The 17,702-nt window shown below is 51.7% G+C and carries 16 protein-coding genes; 15 read left to right on the top strand and 1 reads right to left on the bottom strand.

Features of this window, described 5'->3' with window-relative positions:
- Nucleotides 1–140: 140 nt before the first annotated feature.
- Nucleotides 141–752, bottom strand: coding sequence for a TetR/AcrR family transcriptional regulator (locus DHAF_RS20110; RefSeq protein ID WP_015944969.1), 612 nt, complete (start codon nt 750–752; stop codon nt 141–143).
- Between the two features lie 365 nt (nt 753–1,117).
- On the opposite strand from DHAF_RS20110, the gene DHAF_RS20105 reads away from it, so the two are divergent.
- The 15 genes from DHAF_RS20105 to carB all read left to right on the top strand — a co-directional run bounded on the left by DHAF_RS20105 (nt 1,118) and on the right by carB (nt 17,700).
- Nucleotides 1,118–2,368, top strand: a complete 1,251-nt coding sequence (locus tag DHAF_RS20105) for a BaiN/RdsA family NAD(P)/FAD-dependent oxidoreductase (protein WP_193345573.1) — start codon at nt 1,118–1,120, stop codon at nt 2,366–2,368.
- Nucleotides 2,369–2,397: 29 nt separating this feature from the next.
- Nucleotides 2,398–3,039, top strand: coding sequence for a hypothetical protein (locus tag DHAF_RS20100; RefSeq protein WP_015944967.1), 642 nt, complete (start codon nt 2,398–2,400; stop codon nt 3,037–3,039).
- Between the two features lie 180 nt (nt 3,040–3,219).
- Nucleotides 3,220–4,143 carry a 1,4-dihydroxy-2-naphthoate polyprenyltransferase gene (locus tag DHAF_RS20095; RefSeq protein ID WP_015944966.1) on the top strand — a complete coding sequence of 308 codons (924 nt, stop codon included), beginning with the start codon at nt 3,220–3,222 and terminating at the stop codon, nt 4,141–4,143.
- 135 nt (nt 4,144–4,278) lie between these two features.
- A complete protein-coding gene (locus DHAF_RS20090) occupies nt 4,279–5,109 on the top strand; it encodes a sugar phosphate isomerase/epimerase family protein (RefSeq protein ID WP_018306072.1) in 831 nt (276 codons plus the stop codon).
- 83 nt (nt 5,110–5,192) lie between these two features.
- Nucleotides 5,193–6,029 (top strand): pirin family protein, encoded by an 837-nt coding sequence (locus tag DHAF_RS20085; RefSeq protein ID WP_015944965.1) that lies wholly within the window; start codon nt 5,193–5,195, stop codon nt 6,027–6,029.
- Nucleotides 6,030–6,240: 211 nt separating this feature from the next.
- On the top strand, nt 6,241–6,618 hold the full coding sequence (locus DHAF_RS20080) for a DUF5665 domain-containing protein (RefSeq protein WP_015944964.1): 378 nt from the start codon (nt 6,241–6,243) through the stop codon (nt 6,616–6,618).
- An 18-nt stretch (nt 6,619–6,636) separates the two neighbouring features.
- On the top strand, nt 6,637–7,305 hold the full coding sequence (locus DHAF_RS20075) for a TraR/DksA C4-type zinc finger protein (RefSeq protein ID WP_011460665.1): 669 nt from the start codon (nt 6,637–6,639) through the stop codon (nt 7,303–7,305).
- A 77-nt stretch (nt 7,306–7,382) separates the two neighbouring features.
- Entirely contained in the window at nt 7,383–7,838 is a 456-nt protein-coding gene (lspA, locus tag DHAF_RS20070) for a signal peptidase II (RefSeq protein WP_011460664.1), read from the top strand.
- A gap of 34 nt (nt 7,839–7,872) precedes the next feature.
- Nucleotides 7,873–8,877, top strand: coding sequence for an RluA family pseudouridine synthase (locus DHAF_RS20065; protein WP_015944963.1), 1,005 nt, complete (start codon nt 7,873–7,875; stop codon nt 8,875–8,877).
- A gap of 45 nt (nt 8,878–8,922) precedes the next feature.
- Nucleotides 8,923–10,104: a winged helix DNA-binding domain-containing protein gene (locus DHAF_RS20060; protein WP_015944962.1), complete on the top strand. Its 1,182-nt coding sequence runs from the start codon at nt 8,923–8,925 to the stop codon at nt 10,102–10,104.
- Between the two features lie 219 nt (nt 10,105–10,323).
- Nucleotides 10,324–10,875: a bifunctional pyr operon transcriptional regulator/uracil phosphoribosyltransferase PyrR gene (pyrR, locus tag DHAF_RS20055; protein ID WP_015944961.1), complete on the top strand. Its 552-nt coding sequence runs from the start codon at nt 10,324–10,326 to the stop codon at nt 10,873–10,875.
- Between the two features lie 215 nt (nt 10,876–11,090).
- The gene (locus DHAF_RS20050; RefSeq protein WP_011460660.1) at nt 11,091–12,029 is read left to right on the top strand and encodes an aspartate carbamoyltransferase catalytic subunit; all 939 of its coding nucleotides are present in this window, start codon (nt 11,091–11,093) and stop codon (nt 12,027–12,029) included.
- Entirely contained in the window at nt 12,016–13,320 is a 1,305-nt protein-coding gene (locus DHAF_RS20045) for a dihydroorotase (protein WP_015944960.1), read from the top strand. The genes DHAF_RS20050 and DHAF_RS20045 overlap by 14 nt, the downstream gene beginning before the upstream one ends.
- A 12-nt stretch (nt 13,321–13,332) precedes the next feature.
- Complete coding sequence (gene carA, locus DHAF_RS20040; protein WP_015944959.1) at nt 13,333–14,436, top strand: glutamine-hydrolyzing carbamoyl-phosphate synthase small subunit; 1,104 nt, start codon at nt 13,333–13,335, stop codon at nt 14,434–14,436.
- A gap of 66 nt (nt 14,437–14,502) precedes the next feature.
- Nucleotides 14,503–17,700, top strand: a complete 3,198-nt coding sequence (gene carB / locus DHAF_RS20035) for a carbamoyl-phosphate synthase large subunit (RefSeq protein ID WP_015944958.1) — start codon at nt 14,503–14,505, stop codon at nt 17,698–17,700.
- Nucleotides 17,701–17,702 lie beyond the last annotated feature (2 nt).

The raw sequence follows: 17,702 nt of genomic DNA, 5'->3' as shown, positions 1-17,702 counted from the left end.
CGGCAGGGCCTGACATAGGACAGAATGCTCCCTATGACACCTTTTTTTTATTTATTCTCCTCCTTGGGGGGAGTTTTAGTTAGTGAATGCTAACTTTTATGTTAAAAAATTTTGGCATGTTCGGTCTCGTGCTTTAAGGTTCAAAACCCTAAAACAGCTTGCCAGTTAAAAAATTTAGTAATGATGCGGCAATGGTGCAGCGCTTTTTCTTTGGAAAAATCATGGATAATCGTTTCGAACAGGGTGGACCAATATGCCGTCAGGAGGATGTGGAGCTCATCTTCGTCAATGCGGTTTTTTGTAAGCCCCCGGGCAAAGGCTTTTTCCACAAAGGCCAGGGTATGTTTGGTGTTCTCAGCTACAAAATCATTCAAAAAATTCGCATATACGGAGCCTGCGGAGCAGCACAAAAGAAGCTTAAAGCCGTCGTATCTGGAGTAAAGAAACTCGATCCATCTTTGGTGGGTTGCTTCCGACATATCCCACACCGCCTGCATTTCTGCCCGTTCCAGGTGCTCATAATTACTCTGTTCCACGGCTTCGCTTAAGGCGTTGATGTCCTTCAGAGTAGGTTCCAGTACGGCCGCGAACAATTCCTCCTTTCCGGAAAATCTTTTGTACAGAGCGCCGGTGGTGACGCCGGCTTTTTGGCATATTTCCCGCAAGGAAGCCTCGGCAAATCCCTTTTGCAAAAACTCTTCTTTGGCGCTGACCAATATCTTAGGATCAATGCTGCAATTGGGTAATGACATGACATCCCTCCCACGTAGATAACCGTGTTATCGATAACGATGTTATCAGTATAATGCAATCCTTTTTTCCTGTCAAGATATACGCCTGTTTCTGCAATTGCCGCCGAGCGGGTTGGGGTGAAATATCCTTGTCTGATTCGACCTTTTGTTAGGCATGACCATATAGACAACAAGTGGGTCGACAGTGTCGACCTGGCGAAGTAACAAAGTGTGCGAAAGCAGTCTTTGGGGACTTTCTTTACGATAAGTCTGAAAAGTGAAGATTGGTTTAGGCTAAGAAAATAGTGTATTATATAAGAGATTAACATATAAGAGATTTAACAATTAAAGCGTCAGTAAGACGAGGGATTCTATGGATAAGGGGGATGGCAATGCCCAAAGAAGAAAAGCTCAAAGTCGCCGTGGTGGGAGGAGGAGCCGCCGGTCTTTTGGCAGCGGTGATCGCCAGGCGGGAAGGGGCAGAGGTTAGGATATTGGAAAGGAATCAACGGGTCGGCAAGAAAATCCTGACCACAGGCAATGGGCGCTGTAACCTGACGAATACGGATTTGCATCTATCCCATTACCATGGCCAAAATCCTAAATTTGCTTATAGCGCTTTACAAGCTTTTGATAATCACCGGGCCATCGACTTTTTTGAGGAGCTGGGTATCACTCATAAAGTTGAAGAAGAAGGCAAAGTCTTTCCTTTTTCCAATCAAGCCTCCAGTGTCCTGGATGTTCTGCGTTATGAAGTGGAGCGCTTGGGGATCGAGACGATCCTCGAAGCGGAAGTGAAAGAGATTCGTAAAGTGAGCCAAGGCTTTGATTTGGCGGCAAAGGATGGCAAGAAGTATTTTGCCCATCGCGTTATTCTGGCTGCCGGAGGTAAGGCCGCTCCTAATCTGGGTGCCAATGGCAGTGGGTATGCATTGGCCGAAAAACTGGGACATCACCTGGTGGAACCCTTCCCGGCTTTGGTCCAGCTGAAGCTGGAGTCGCCCTTCCTCAAACAGATTAAAGGCATCAAATTCGATGGCGGGGCGGAAGTGCTGGTCAAGGGAAAAACTTTGGCCAAAGCCCAAGGGGAAATCTTATTTACGGAGTATGGGATTTCCGGTCCGCCGATTTTCCAATTAAGCCGGACGGCTGCCGAAAAACTGCGGATGAAGGATGAGGTTTGGCTTAAGGTGGTGTTGCTCCCCACTTGGCCCAGGGAAAAGCTGGAGGGGTATCTAAGCAAGCGCTGGGAGGAGGCTCCGGAAAAGAGCGTGCATTTCAGCTTTGTGGGCTTTATCAATAAGCAGTTAGTTCCCGTGCTCCTCAAACAGTCCGGCCTTGAAGAGATCAATAAGCCGGTCTCTGCTTTGACCGCCCGGGAAAAGGCCGGAATTCTGAACCTGCTTCAAGACTGGCGCTTCCAGGTCATCGGCACCAACAGCTGGACAGCTGCTCAGGTCACGGCCGGAGGCATTGATGTTCGTGATATCAACCCCAGGACCATGGAATCTCTGCTGGTGCCGGGACTTTATTTTGCCGGTGAGATCCTGGATATTGACGGAGACTGCGGAGGCTATAACCTGCAATGGGCCTGGTCCTCAGGCTATGTGGCGGGCAAGAGTGCTGCCGACGGATAATGAAATGATTAGAGAGGCGGTGTGGAAAGATGATTTTAAAATCCATTGCCAATCCTGATGTTTATAAATTTATGGATACAGATCAAGAGCCGGTCTATCATGGTGCCTGTCAGGGCTGGTATCCTACCATTTGGCAGCGCCGAGCCGGCTGCGGACCCTGTACTGCCGCCAATATTATGTATTATCTTACTCATGGCCGGCTTGCGCCTGGAGAGGGTTTTCGGAGCCGCGGGGAATGGATTACCTTAATGGAAGAGTTGTGGAAGTATGTTACCCCCTCCCTCAAAGGGGTCAATAAGCTGAGCATGCTTTATGAACCATTGGCAGCGTTTGCCCGGACCAAGGATATCTCTCTTGAATATCACCTTTGTGAGGTGCCTGAGGAGGTTCACCGCCGGCCATCCTTAGGGGAGGTTGTGGATTTTTTAGCTGAAGCCCTGGACCAGGATGCCCCTATTGCTTTTCTTAACTGGTGCAATGGGGAGGTAAAAAACCTGGACCGCTGGCACTGGGTCAATATCATTCAGCTGGATTTCGATGAGGAAAAGCAGAAAGCCTATGGAACGATCCTGGATGAAGGCAGACTAAAGAAGATCGATCTGGCATTATGGCTTAAAACCAGCACATTGGGCGGGGGATTTGTTTATTTCACGCCGGTGGGGAGCGTTTAAGCTCCTTTTTCTCTGATTTCTTTCTTTATCCCTGTTTGAGAAATGGATATAATAAGGCTATTAGGTTGTCTTTTGATGCTGATACGAGAAGGTATCAGTGAAAAGATTGAGGAACTATAACGAGAGATATAATGAGAAGTGTAATGAGAAATATAATAAGAACTTAATGAGGAGAGAGCTATGAGCAGTGACTTCACTTCCCGACCGCCCCAAAAACACCATTGGAAGATATGGTGGGAATTAATTCGTCCCCATACCTTGACGGCCGCCACAGTTCCGGTTCTGCTGGGATCGGTTCTGGCCTTGCTGGAGGGGAAGACCCATCTGCTGCTTTTTGCCGCTATGATGATCGCCAGCCTGCTCATTCAGGCGGCAACCAATCTTTTTAATGAATACTACGATTATAAGCGGGGATTGGATACGGAGAAATCGGTGGGCATTGGCGGCGGCATTGTGCGTCATGGTATGGCTCCCCGCCTGATTATGACCCTTGCTCTGAGTATGTATGCGATCTCGGTACTGCTGGGCGTCTATATCTGTGCTTCTTCCTCCTGGTGGCTGGCAGCGGTAGGGTCCCTGTGCATGCTGATGGGCTATCTTTATACCGGCGGTCCTTATCCTATTTCCTATACTCCCTTGGGAGAGCTGTTTTCCGGTTTGTTTATGGGCTTCCTGATCATCCTGATCGCCTTTTTCATTCAGACCGGTTATGTCTCAACTACTGCTGTTTTAGTGGCGGTTCCCAGCGGTATTTTAGTAGGGCTGATCAATCTAAGCAATAATTTGCGGGACCGGGATGGGGATAAGGCCAACGGACGTAAAACCATTCCTGTTTTATTGGGACCGGAAAAGACCATCGTATTTATGGGGATGATGTTTGCCGTTGCTTATCTCTGGATCGTGGGGCTGGTGATGGCCCGGCTTGTTACCCCCTGGGCTCTTTTGGCCTTGCTGAGCATACCCAAAGCGAGGCAAGCGACAAAAGGCTTTGTAGGGAAGGTAGAACCCATTACCATGATGCCGGCTATGAAAGCGACCGGACAGACCAATACCTTTTTTGGTTTGCTGCTGGCTCTGGGGCTGTTGGTGGGGTATTTTCTCTAATGTACGGACTTTAAAGAAGAGAGCAACCCGCCTGAGGCGGGTTTTCTTTATTTTTATGCTAAAGCAGTTCTTAGCGAATCTTCAGGTTGGGCGCAGGCTTAATGAGGGATTGGTAAGAGAGGGAGGGAAAAGATAGTGATGGTGCCGGAACAAAAAATAGGTATTTTTTCCTGGTTTGGGTTTGTCCTACCCTTCGGGGAGAGAATCTCATTAATACAGGAAGCGGGGTTTACAGGGACTTCCCTTTGGTGGGAAGATGAAGAGGAACCTTTTCCTATGCCCAAGGAAAGGATGCCGGCCTTAGTGCGGGAAAAAGGGTTAATTCTGGAGAACATTCATGTACCCTGGTGTGATGCCAATGCCCTATGGTCGGATGATCAAGCTTTGCGCCGAGAGATCATCGCCAGGCATAAGCAATGGATAGAAGATTGCGCACGGTTTGAAATTCCTTTGCTGGTCATGCATTTATGCGATGGGGAAAACCCGCCGGAGCCCAATGAGTACGGGGTGGCAAGTATGGGGGAGCTGGCCAGGGCGGCTGAGGAGCAGGGGGTCAGGATTGCCGTGGAAAATACCCGCCGCAGGGACAGTGTGGACTATGTGCTTCAACATATTGCCTCCCGGGCCTTGGGTTTTTGCTTTGACAGCTCTCACCACAGGCTGACGGATCAGGAGGACTTTCAACTGCTCAGAACCTGGGGCGACCGCCTGATGACCACTCATCTTTCCGACAATGACGGGTTGAAGGACCGGCATTGGCTGCCCGGCCATGGTGTGATCGATTGGGTTAAAGTTGCCGAGGCCTTCCCCAGGCTGTATAAGGATTTTCTCACCTTGGAGGTCTATCCTACTCCCTCGGAAGCAGAAGGGACTCCTGAGGAATTTCTGGAGAGGGCTTATGAAAGAATCAGCGGAATCAGAACATTGAGCGAGCAGGCCCAAAAGTCCGCCCAAGGCATGGTCTGAGCCTAAAGATGTTGCAGTGTGCAAGCAGTGCTGTCAGATGATCAGCCTTAAGCATGGTGTTTGGAAAGGAAGGGAAAAAGGATATGAAGAAACGCGACATTAAAAAAATGATCCGGGGACAGAGAGCGACAGACGGAGCGGGTGTCCGGCTGGTCCGCGTCCTTGGGCGCCGGGATGTGGAGGATTTTGATCCCTTTCTGATGCTGGATTCCTTTGACTCGACGGATCCCGAAGATTATGTGGCAGGGTTTCCTATGCATCCGCACCGGGGGATAGAAACCATCACCTATTTGATTGCAGGGGAAATCGACCATGAAGACAGCCTGGGCAACAAGGATACCATTCATGCCGGTGAAAGCCAGTGGATGACCGCCGGCAGCGGCATTATGCATCAGGAAATGCCCCGGGAATCGGCTTGGATGCTGGGTTTTCAACTGTGGCTGAATATGCCCCGTGGGGAAAAAATGGCCCCGCCCGCCTATTTGTCCATTACCCAAGACAAGATAGGCAAAGCGGCCAAAGAGGGCGCGGAGATTCGTATCCTGTCGGGGCGGCTCGGCGAAACGGCAGGCGTGACCACCAAGCATATTCCGGCCACCATCTATGATGTTTCTCTTGTTCAGGGAGGAGAGGTCGAGATTCCCACCCATCCGGAGGAAAATGTGTTTGTCTTTTTGATCGAGGGGGATGCCTTGATCAACGGGGAGCTGATTGCCGCCAAAACGGCGGTATTGTTTGGGGAGGGGGAGTATATTTCTGTAGCCGCTCCTCCGGGACTTGAGCTGAGATTTGCTTTTTTTGCGGCCAAACCTCTGGGAGAGCCCATCGCCTGGGGAGGACCGATTGTGATGAATACCCGGGAGGAATTGGAGCACGCTTTTGCGGAGTTAAGGGAAGGGACGTTTATTAAGCATAAATAAAGGGAATCGTCCATCTGCGTCCAGTTTATTCGCGAAAGGCAAAAGCCGGTGAACTATAGAGTTTGCCGGCTTTTTCCCTATCCGGATGTCATGCCCGAGCGCGGTAGGATATTAAAATAATTCAAGAGAAATCCTTTTCTGGGCAGAATTCAGGGTAATTTATTTTCACCTGGGGAAAACTGATGTTGAAATCATGGCGAGGTGAAGACAGTTGACGGCCTCCAAAAAGAAAGTTAGACATGCAAAAGAAGATCCAGAACGCATTGGCCAAGGGACCGATGAAGCCCGGCTGCCCAATAATGAGCCGCTGGATTGGGACGAGCTGCGGGATAAGGTAACGGAACTTTATCTGGTACTGGAAAGGATCAATCTCACCGAATATATTGCCTATCTCAACAACCCCCGGCGGCTGCTTTGGCTTAATTTTGGCGTGGGGCTGGTTAAAGGCTTGGGAGGTGCCATCGGGGCTACTCTCTTGCTGGGCCTGCTGGTGATGTTTTTGAGGCGTCTGGTTTTACTTAACCTTCCGGTGATCGGCGGAGTCATCGGCGAAATCGTCAAGCTCGTCAATGCCCATAATGGATATTAGACAAGGAGGAGACTTAGCATGGATACCAGTAAATACGCCCGGCTTATTGAACAATTGAAGAAAGATAAAGAGGAGGCTTGGGCAACAGCTCAGGGACTGATTACGGGAGATATGAGAGAATCCATCGCCGAACTTTCCTTAATCGACAACCATCCCGCGGATATTGCCACTGAGGTTTATGAGCGTTCCCGGGATGTGGCCATCCACGACCGGCTTCACCACCGCATCCAAGCTATTGACTCCGCCCTTCAGCGTTATGAGGAGGGAAAGTACGGCCTCTGTGAGCATTGTCAAAAAGAGATTCCCCTGGGAAGGCTTGAAGCGTTGCCCTTCACTACTGTCTGCACGGAATGCAGCCGTCTTGAGGAAATGGAAGAACAGCATTCCCTGCATCGGGACTCTGTGGAAGAAGAGATTCTGGACATGCCTTTCGCCAGGACCTTTAATGATGGCAAGGATCAGGTGGGCTTTGATGGGGAAGATTCCTGGCAAGCTGTGGCCCGTTTCGGCACCTCGGATACCCTGCAGGATTTAGGAACCAATCATGATTTGAGTGATCCGAACAGCTTTTATGAGCACGGGGATGAAGTCATCGGTGCCGTGCAAGCTGTGGAAACCATCGAAGTGGAACTGGAGCCTGGGCATGCCAATACAGTGTATTATGGGAAAAAGCACGGCCGGACATAGAATGGTCACGATTGCCCCACCCTACCCTCCTATGATAATATAGACTGAGCAAATAGAAGTTCTGGGAGGGTAATCGCTTGCTGATATGGATAACGATTGGGATTGTTTGGGCCATTGACCGTGTACTGAAGGTTTTAATTCAGGGGAACTTTGTCGTGGGGGAATCGGTCCCTGTTATCCCTGACTTTTTTCACTTGACGTATGTTCTGAATCCGGGAGCCGCTTTTGGCTTACTGCCGGGCCGGACCTGGATTTTTATCCCTGCAGCCATTATTGTCTGTGCCGGGATCATTTATGCCCAATTCAAAATACCCCGGCAAGAATGGTTGATGCGTCTGACCCTGGGGTTAATCGGCGGAGGTGCTTTGGGTAATCTTTATGACCGTTTGTTCATCGGTAAGGTCGTGGATTATCTTGATTTTCAAATCTGGCCCTTCGTCTTTAATTTCGCCGACAGCGCTATTGTCGTCGGTGTGGGGCTATTGATGATCTTGATGCTGCTTGAGGATCGCAAGGAGCGCAAAACAGAGTAAATTGAGGGAATACGGGAGCGAACAGGGGATAATTATGGATTGGGAAGGGTTGAATACCGGATTGGAAGCTGAAGAGCTGGAACTGGAACTGGAGTTGGAGAACGGGGATAGAGAACATCAGGAAGCGGAACAGAAGATGGAGTTCCGGCTTGCTGAAGGAACCCGCTTGGATGTGGGGGTTACGGAAAGGGTAGGCAAAAGCCGGTCTTTCATCCAGGGATTGATCGAGGAAGGCCATGTCTTGGTCAATGGGGCCGCCAGAAAAGCCAATTATAAAGTGCGGGCCATGGATCAGATTGCGGTGGTGATTCCTCCTCCCAGGGAATTGAAGGTGGAGGCAGAGAATATCCCTTTGGAAATCCTCTATGAGGATGAGGACGTCCTGGTCGTAAACAAGTCTCAGGGGATGGTGGTTCATCCGGCCCCAGGGGCCTGGACGAAGACCCTGGTGAATGCCCTGCTTTACCATTGCCGGAATCTCTCGGGAATTAATGGGGTATTGCGCCCCGGCATTGTCCATCGTATTGATAAGGATACCTCGGGGCTCTTGGTCGTGGCCAAAAATGACCTGGCCCATCAAGGTTTAGCGGAGCAGATCAAAGCCCACAGTATGGCCAGACGCTATCTGGCTATAGTGCATGGAGTGGTGTTCGAGCCCTCGGGTACGGTGGAAGCTCCCATCGGCAGAGATCCTGCCGATCGTAAAAAAATGGCGGTGGTTTTTCAGAATGCCAAAGAGGCTGTGACTCATTATGAAGTCCTGGAGAGGTTTCGGGATTTTACCTTGCTTGAAGCCCGGCTGGAAACAGGCAGGACTCATCAGATTCGGGTCCATATGGCTTATCTTAAGCATCCTGTGCTGGGAGATCCTCTTTATGGACCAAGGAAGAATCCCTTCGGCCTGCAGGGGCAGATGCTTCATGCCCAACTTTTAGGGTTTCAGCATCCGCGCAGCGGGGAGTATATGGAGTTCAGCGCCCCGGCTTCCGGGATGTTTCAAAAGGTTCTGGAGGAGATTCGCCGGGATGATCTGGAATGAGGTGCTTGGGCCGGGGGCAGGGTGATTGGAATAGGGTGAGGATAGATGACGGAGATAAACAGCCAAAACATCAGGTTGTTTCGCTTATATACCCATCATCTGGATATGCGGCGTGACAAGAATGGCATCCCCGCAATTGCAGGTGCTTGTGGGATGCAAAACACTCCGCCCGGTGCGTGGGAAACTGCTTTGTTTAACCGCATTTCCGATTGCAGCCTTGGGGAGATGAACGGGCTTCTTTATACGGAAAAATCCCTCTTACAGGCGTGGAGCTTTCGTGGTGCGCCTGTGGTGTTCCCTGCCGGGGAAAGCGACGTATTTCTGTCCGCCCTCGTTCCTGAGGACAGTGAGGATTGGATTTATACTCGTGGAATTTCGGGGGCACTCGACTTTTTACAAATGCCTTTTGATGAATTACTGGGCAAGCTAAAACAGGTTATGCCACTGTTGGATGACCAAACAATAGAAAGCAAAAGCACCCTTGACCAGACATTAGCGGCAGGGATGCTGCCGCTTTTGCCTTTTGAAAAACGGGATTTGTGGAACAGCCCTTCCATGTACGGAGCACCCGACCGGCAGACCGTTGGCGGGGCTGTGGTGTCTTTCCTGCTGCGGCCATGTGCCTTTTTGGGGTTGGTGGTATTCGGGGAACGCATTGGCATCAGTCCTACTTTTACCTCCTACAAGGGCTGGCTGGGGCAGACGCTTAACCCTGGCGGGGACGCGGTAAAAAAGCTGATGCGGAAGTTTCTGCACTGTTATGGTCCCACCACCCCTCACGCTTTGGCGAGCTGGCTGGGCTGTTCGGAAAAACAAGCACGGCGCATGTGGGAAGCTGTTTCCGATGAGCTGGAGCCGGTCAGTGTATGTGGAAAGAAAGCCTTTATTCTGTCTGAGGATAAAGATTTGCTGTGTTCTCCACCTTCTCCGCAAAGAGAATGGCTCCTTCTCGGTGGGCATGATCCGTATCTTGACCAGCGTGACCGGCATATCTTGCTGGATGATCAGGCCCTTCATAAGCAGGTTTGGAAAACAGTAACCAATCCAGGGGCTATTTTGCAGTCTGGTGAAATCGTTGGTATTTGGACGAGCAAAAAGAAGAGCAAAGGCATAGAAGTCAAAATGATCTTGTGGAAGGATCGGTCTGCCGAAAAACAAAAGATCTATGACTTGGTCGAAGAATACGCCGTTTTCCGGCAAGAAAAACTGCTGAAAATTGAGCAATAGCTTTCATTTATGGAGTGTGTTGGTTTAAAGCAATCAATTGCCTGGAATATTAAATATTACGCCAATTCATTGAGACATTGACATTGGACAAAATCTAAGCTAGACTAAATTCAATGAAGCCTTTAAAAAGGTCCCGTGAGACACAGAAGGCAGGAAGAAGTAGGGTAAACTGTCTGCTGTGGCGGACAGTTTTTTATATGCCGAAAGGAGTGCAAACCCTTGGAAGGAATCACAAAGAGCAAGATCCTTGATGCGGATGGAATTCGTCGGGCGATCACCCGGATAGCTCATGAAATTGTGGAAAAAAACAAAGGGACCGACGGAGTGGTTTTAGTGGGAATCCGCCGGCGGGGTGTTCCTCTGGCTGAGCGGATTCAACGGCGGATCGAGGAATTTGAAGGGGTTAAGCTTCCTTTGGGAATTCTGGATATCACCTTATATCGGGATGATTTAAGCCTGATTGATGTGCAGCCTGTGGTTCATCAGACCGAAGTGCCCTTTACTATCGAGGGAAAAACAGTGGTCCTGGTGGATGACGTTCTCTACACGGGACGTACAGCCCGGGCGGCCCTGGATGCCACCATGGACTTAGGGCGGGCGGAAAAAATACAGCTGGCCGTTCTCGTGGACCGGGGACATCGGGAACTCCCGATTCGCGCGGACTATGTGGGGAAAAACCTGCCTACCTCAAGGCGTGAGATTGTCTCCGTCTGCATTAAGGAGATTGATGAGACGGAAGAGGTCCTTTTGTTGGAGCGAGTGGATAAGTAAATCCCGGCTCTACGGATATGTATAATGATGAGTGAATTGAACTTCATAAACACCCTTTAAGTGCTTTCCAGAGAGTGAGCCAAGGGTAGAGAATACAGGATCTTTGTATCCTTATATCCTCTTGCCTTTGGCAAGGGGATTTTTTGTTATCAGGAAGTATAAGAACCACCGATTCGTTAAAGGTAATAAAAGAAAAAAGATAAGGGGAGAAGCATATGGGCTGGTCACGTAAAGATTTACTGCATATTGAAGATTTGCCTGCCAAGGAAATTCAACTCATCCTCAATACAGCCAAACCGATGAAAGAAATCATGTCCCGGGCAGTCAAGAAACTGCCCACCTTCCGGGGGAAATCGGTTTACAACCTGTTTTTTGAATCCTCGACCCGCACCCGGACTTCCTTCGAGACGGCGGCGAAGATTCTCGGTGCCGATACCTCCAGCCTGGCGGTGGCCCAAAGCAGTCTCAATAAAGGAGAGACCCTGCTGGATACAGTGAGGACCTTGCAAGCCATGAAACCGGATCTTGTGGTCATCCGTCACTCCAGTTCCGGTGCCGCCCAGTTTCTGGCCAAAGAGCTCAAGGCCGGTGTGATCAATGCCGGGGATGGCCAGCATGAACATCCCACCCAAGCCCTGCTGGATTTGTATACCATGCAGGAGCGCCTGGGCAGTGTGGAAGGGCGTAAAATTCTCCTGGTGGGGGATATCCTCCATTCCCGGGTAGCCCGCAGCAATGTCTGGGCTTTGAAGAACTTAGGCGCGGAAGTGGTTCTGGTGGGGCCCCCCACCTTGCTGCCTCCTGAAATCAAATCCTGGGGAGTGAAAACGACCTTTAATCTGGATGAAGAACTGCCCGGAAGCGATGTGATTATGGCGCTGCGCCTGCAGCTGGAACGCCAGCAGTCGGGACTTTTGCCCAGCTTGCGGGAATACTCTCAGCTCTATGGGATTACGGCCGAACGGGTCAAGAAGACAGGCAAACAGACCCTAATCATGCATCCCGGTCCTGTGAACCGGGGCGTGGAGATCGAGAGCAGCATTGCCAATTCCAGTCAATCGGTGATTGAAGAACAGGTAACCAATGGGGTTGCGGTGAGAATGGCCATTATGTATTTATTATTAGGAGGAGGAACCGCTCATGTGGTGGATTAAAAATGCTCAGGTCGTTGACCCGGCTCAGGGACTTTCCGGTGTCTATGATGTTCTGATTGGAGAAGGAAAAGTTCTGCAGCTGAAAAAAGGACTTACCGAAGCTGAAGTCAAAGGGGAATGTGGAGAAACAGGGTGGCAGGAGATTGACGCCGCAGGAAGCTATCTTTTCCCCGGATTGATCGATGTTCACACTCATTTGCGGGAACCGGGCCGGGAGGATAAGGAAGATATCGCCAGCGGTTCCCGGGCAGCCGTCCGGGGCGGATTTACCACGATTTTAGCCATGCCCAATACCACGCCCATTCTGGACCAAAAAGCCCTTGTCGAATATGTAGTGAACCAAGGAAAGAAAGTTGGTTTAGCCAAAGTACATCCCATCGCCGCCATCACCAAGGGTCAGGCGGGAAAAGAACTGGTGGAGATGGTGGAACTGGCTGCCGCAGGAGCGGCGGGCTTTTCCGATGATGGCAGAGGAGTTCAGCAGGGGGAAATGATGCGCCTGGCTCTGGAGTATGCCAAACTGACCTCCTGCCCGGTGATCAGCCATTGTGAAGATGAGAGCCTGGCCCATAAGGGAGTAATGCACCGGGGAATCGTCAGCACCCGTCTGGGCTTAAAAGGAATCCCCAGTAGCTCGGAAAGCGTCATGGTGGCCCGGGATATTCTCCTTGCTGAAGAGAGCGGCGGCAAACTCCATCTGGCCCATATCTCCGCTAAGGAAAGTGTGGCCCTGATTCGTGAAGGGAAAAAGCGGGGGGTGGATGTGACTGCCGAAGTGAATCCTCATCATCTGCTCTTTACCGACGAGGCTGTGGCCCGGACTCCTTATGGAACATCCTATAAAGTCAATCCTCCCCTGCGCAGGGAAGAGGACCGGCAGGCCTTGATTGAGGGCTTGCTGGACGGGACCCTTGATATGCTGGCCACCGACCATGCCCCCCATACCTGGGAAGAGAAGACCAATCCCTTTGATCAGGCTCCTTTCGGAATTTCCGGTCTGGAGACCGCTTTAGCCGCAGTCTGGCAAGAGCTGGTGACCACCGGCATTCTGCCCATAGAGCTCCTGATTAAGGCCTGGAGCATGAATCCTGCCCAGCGTTTCCAGCTGCCGGGAGGAACCTTAAAAGTCGGCGGGCCGGCGGATCTGATTCTTTTTGACCCTGAGCACACAGAGCTCATCGATACGGAGTACCTGGCCTCCAAAGGCAAGAACACCCCATTTCTGGGACAAAGACTGCAAGGATTCCCTGTCAAAGTCTGGGTGGATGGCCGCCTGGTTCATGAAATTTAAGGAGGGCTAAGCATGGCGTTTCTCGTATTGCAGGACGGTACAGCTTTTGAAGGAGAAAGGTTTGGAGCCTGGCCGGAAGATAAAGAACAAAAAGTTCAAGCCGGGGAGGTGGTGTTCAACACCTCCATGTCGGGATATCAGGAAATGATTACCGACCTTTCCTACACAGGTCAGATTCTGGTCCTGACCCATCCCCAAATCGGCAATTACGGCTGGCATGATGAAGAAAATGAGGCGGATAAAATTCTGCTCAGAGGGCTGGTGGTGCGGGAGCTTTCCCAGGGAGAAGGCAGTGCCCACGGGGATCGTTCTCTGGAAGAGTTTTGCAGGCTGCATAACATCTGGGGATTGAAAGGAATCGATACCCGGGCCTTGACCCGCCATATCCGCAACCAGGGCACCCTGCCGGGAGTCTTTGCCCAGACCCTGGAACAAGGAAAAAAGTATTGGCAAGAGTACGCCGACATTTCCTCGGCTGCGGAAAAAGAGCCCCATTGGGTTTATCAGGCTACAGTCAAAGAGAGTTATGAAATTCCGGGGAGCGGTCCTTATGTGGCGGTCCTTGATTGCGGAGCGAAGCGCAATATTCTCCGCGCCCTGCAGCAAAGAGGATTAAGAATCAGAGTGTTCCCTGCGTGGAGCAGTGCGGAAGAGATTTTAGCCTCTTCCCCCAAGGGAGTGTTCATCAGCAATGGACCTGGGGACCCCAGCGGACTGCCCGAGCTGATTGAGACGGTCCGGACACTGCTGCCCCAGCTGCCGATCATGGGGATTTGCCTGGGTCATCAAATTCTGGCCCTGGCCGCCGGGGGAAAAACCTATAAACTCCCCTTCGGTCATCGGGGAGGGAATCATCCCGTCCAGGATCTGCGCACAGGTCAAACCACCATGACGGCGCAGAATCACGGCTATGCCGTTGCCGAAGAGTCTATGGCCGGAACAGGATTTCAAATTATATTGCGCAATTTAAATGATGGCACGGTGGAAGGAATGGAGCATACTCAGTATCCCGTTTACTCCGTTCAGTATCACCCGGAGGGAGCGCCGGGTCCGGAAGAGAACGGGATGCTCTTTGAAGGATTTTTTGCCGCGATAGGTGCCGGAGCAGCCGGCTGAACAGGGGACAGCCTATCCCCTGAGAAAGAGATAACCAAGGGAAAGCCGGGAAAACAGGAGGAATATATGAACGCAGAGAACGGAAACAGGAACACGAAGAAATGGAATAAAGTGCTGGTGATCGGTTCCGGTCCTATCGTCATCGGGCAAGCGGCGGAATTCGATTATGCGGGAACCCAGGCTTGCCGGGCCTTGCAGGAAGAAGGGGTGGAGGTGGTTCTGGTCAATTCCAACCCGGCCACCATCATGACGGACCAGGAAGTGGCGGATCGGATCTATATCGAACCCCTGACGGTGGAATTTCTGGAGAGAATTATTGAAAGAGAACGGCCTGACGGCATCATCGCCACCATGGGGGGGCAAACCGGCCTGAACCTGGCTTTTCAGCTGGCGGAAAAGGGAATTCTCCAGCGCTGCGGCGTTCAGCTGATGGGAACTTCGCTGGATAGCATCACCAAGGCAGAGGATCGGGAACATTTCCGGAGCCTGATGAGAGAGCTTGGAGAGCCGGTTCCTCCCAGCGTTATCGTATCGGATCTTGAAGAGGCCCTCAGTTTTGGCGAGGAGATCGGATACCCCGTGATTGTCCGCCCTGCCTATACCTTGGGAGGCACAGGAGGGGGCATCGCTCATAACCGGGAGCAGCTCAAGGAAATCGCCAAAAGCGGCTTGCAGGCCAGCCTTATCGATCAGATTCTGGTGGAAAAAAGCGTGGCGGGCTGGAAGGAAATCGAATATGAAGTGTTGAGAGATAGTCAGGGGAATTGCATCACCATCTGCAACATGGAGAATATGGACCCGGTAGGGGTGCATACGGGGGACAGTATGGTTGTGGCTCCTTGCCAGACCCTGACGGATCGGGAAGTTCAAGCCCTGCGCACCTCCTCCCGCAAAATCGTGGCGGCTTTAGGTATTGAAGGAGGATGCAATGTCCAATATGCCTTGCATCCGGAACGGCTGGAGTATGTGGTCATTGAAGTGAATCCTCGGCTGAGCCGCTCCAGCGCCCTGGCTTCCAAAGCTACGGGCTACCCCATTGCCAAAGTGGCCGCCAAGATCGCTTTAGGATACACTCTTCCGGAGCTGACCAATGCCGTCACCGGCAAAACCAGCGCCTGTTTTGAACCGGCTCTGGACTATGTGGTGGTTAAAATCCCCCGCTGGCCTTTTGATAAATTCTCCGATGCGGACCGCCGTCTGGGAACCCAGATGAAGGCGACGGGGGAAGTCATGGGCCTGGGCCGGAATCTGGAGACCGCTCTGCAAAAGGCTGTCCGTTCTTTGGAAATCAAAGCCTTTGGTCTGCTGCTCCCCGAATTCCAGGAGCTTACCGATGAAGAGATTCTGGAGCGCTGCCAAAAGCCTGATGATCAATTGCTGTTTATTCTCGCCGAGGGGTTGCGAAGAGGGTTGAGCCTTGAACAGATTCAGAAGGCCAGCAGCTGGAACCCTTATTTCCTTACAGCCATTGAACGGATTGTCAGGATGAGTGAAACCCTGCAATTCTCTCCCTGGAATGGGGAGCTTTTGTTAAAAGCCAAAAGAATGGGCTTTGCAGATCGGGAGCTGGCCCGCCTCTGGCAGACCACGGAAAAAGAAATATATGCTTACCGGCAGGAAAAAGGTTTGCAGCCGGTTTTCAAGATGGTGGATACTTGTGCCGGCGAGTTTGAGGCCTTGACCCCTTATTTCTACTCCAGCTATGACCAGGAGGATGAAGGAATACCCACCCAGAGGCGCAAGGTGGTAGTCCTGGGCTCCGGTCCTATCCGGATTGGCCAAGGGATTGAATTCGACTATTGCTCCGTTCACTCCGTTCTGGCTTTGAAAAAAGCCGGTGTGGAAACCATCATTATCAATAATAATCCGGAGACCGTCTCCACGGATTTTGACACCGCAGACCGTCTCTATTTTGAGCCTTTAACCTTGGAGGATGTCTCAGCTGTCCTGGAGCGGGAGCAGCCGGAGGGTGTGATTGTCCAGTTCGGCGGTCAAACGGCCATCGGTCTGGCCAAGCCCTTAGCTGAAAGAGGATATAACATCCTGGGCACCGGCATTGAGGATATCGACCGGGCTGAGGAACGGGGGCAATTTGATGAAGTGCTCCATACCATCGGCGCCAAGCGGCCTAAGGGAGGCCAGGCCTCTTCCCTGGCGGAAGCGGTTGAAGTGGCAGCCCGCATCGGCTATCCTCTGATGATCCGTCCTTCCTTTGTCTTGGGAGGCCGGGCCATGGAGATTGTTTACTCAGCCTCAGAACTGGAAAACGTGGTGAACCGGGCCATGGCCGATTTCCCGGGCCAGGAGCTATGGATGGATCAGTACCTGGTGGGCAAGGAGGTGGAGGTGGATGCCATCTCCGACGGCAAGAATGTCAGCCTGCCCGGAATTATGGAGCATCTGGAGCGGGCCGGAGTTCACTCTGGAGACTCCATCGCCGTCTACCCTCCCCAGACTTTGTCCGAACCTTTAATCCAGCGGATTACCCTGCTGACTACGGAAATCGCCCGGGCTTTAAATGTGATTGGCCTGCTTAACATTCAATACGTCATCTTTCAGGATGAAGTGTATGTGATTGAGGTTAACCCCCGCTCCAGCCGTACGGTTCCCTTTATCAGCAAAGTGACCGGACTGTCTATCGTGGATTATGCCACCGAGGTCATTCTCGGGAAGACTTTGACGGAATTGGAACTGCCCTTAGGCTTGTGGCCTCTCCCGGAACGGGTGGCTGTAAAGGTCCCTGTGTTTTCCTTTTCCAAACTCCATCGGGTGGAACCCTCCCTGGGTCCGGAGATGAAGTCCACCGGAGAAGTGATGGGAGTGGACCGGACTTATGAAAAAGCTCTCTACAAAGCCCTCCTGGCGGGAGGATTCAATATGTCCGCCCACGGCAGCCTCTTGGTGACCTTAGCGGATCGGGATAAGGCAGAGGGGATACCCTTGGTCAAGAAATTTGCCGACCTGGGCTTCCGCATCTTAGCCACGGAAGGAACGGCTAAAACCCTCCGGGAAGAAGGAATTCAGGTTGCGCCGGTGGCCAAGCTCCATCAGGGGTCCACGGAAATTACCGATGCTATCCGGCAGGGTGTGATTCAATGTGTCCTCAACACTACCACTCACAACAAAAAGCAGGAAAGCGACGGCTTCGCCATTCGCCGCACAGCGGTAGAGCAAGGGATTCCCTGCTTCACCAGCCTGGACACCGCTTCCGCCTGGGTTCATGTGCTGATGTCGTTTTTGCCCAGCCTGATGTCTCTTAAGTAAGA

The sequence above is a fragment of the Desulfitobacterium hafniense DCB-2 genome (assembly GCF_000021925.1).
Classification (GTDB): Bacteria; Bacillota; Desulfitobacteriia; order Desulfitobacteriales; family Desulfitobacteriaceae; genus Desulfitobacterium; species Desulfitobacterium hafniense.
Note: the sequence above shows the minus strand (reverse complement) of the source record. Positions and strands in the feature narration are given on the sequence as shown.

What these genes read in the sequence shown, in the direction of transcription:
- DHAF_RS20060 (WP_015944962.1), top strand. Translation starts at nt 8,923, where the DNA reads ATGACGGAGATAAACAGCCAAAACATCAGGTTGTTTCGCTTATATACC.
- DHAF_RS20050 (WP_011460660.1), top strand. Translation starts at nt 11,091, where the DNA reads ATGGGCTGGTCACGTAAAGATTTACTGCATATTGAAGATTTGCCTGCC.
- DHAF_RS20105 (WP_193345573.1), top strand. Translation starts at nt 1,118, where the DNA reads ATGGCAATGCCCAAAGAAGAAAAGCTCAAAGTCGCCGTGGTGGGAGGA.
- DHAF_RS20045 (WP_015944960.1), top strand. Translation starts at nt 12,016, where the DNA reads ATGTGGTGGATTAAAAATGCTCAGGTCGTTGACCCGGCTCAGGGACTT.
- DHAF_RS20100 (WP_015944967.1), top strand. Translation starts at nt 2,398, where the DNA reads ATGATTTTAAAATCCATTGCCAATCCTGATGTTTATAAATTTATGGAT.
- carA (WP_015944959.1), top strand. Translation starts at nt 13,333, where the DNA reads ATGGCGTTTCTCGTATTGCAGGACGGTACAGCTTTTGAAGGAGAAAGG.
- DHAF_RS20065 (WP_015944963.1), top strand. Translation starts at nt 7,873, where the DNA reads ATGGATTGGGAAGGGTTGAATACCGGATTGGAAGCTGAAGAGCTGGAA.
- DHAF_RS20075 (WP_011460665.1), top strand. Translation starts at nt 6,637, where the DNA reads ATGGATACCAGTAAATACGCCCGGCTTATTGAACAATTGAAGAAAGAT.
- DHAF_RS20085 (WP_015944965.1), top strand. Translation starts at nt 5,193, where the DNA reads ATGAAGAAACGCGACATTAAAAAAATGATCCGGGGACAGAGAGCGACA.
- DHAF_RS20110 (WP_015944969.1), bottom strand. Translation starts at nt 752, where the DNA reads ATGTCATTACCCAATTGCAGCATTGATCCTAAGATATTGGTCAGCGCC.
- DHAF_RS20095 (WP_015944966.1), top strand. Translation starts at nt 3,220, where the DNA reads ATGAGCAGTGACTTCACTTCCCGACCGCCCCAAAAACACCATTGGAAG.
- carB (WP_015944958.1), top strand. Translation starts at nt 14,503, where the DNA reads ATGAACGCAGAGAACGGAAACAGGAACACGAAGAAATGGAATAAAGTG.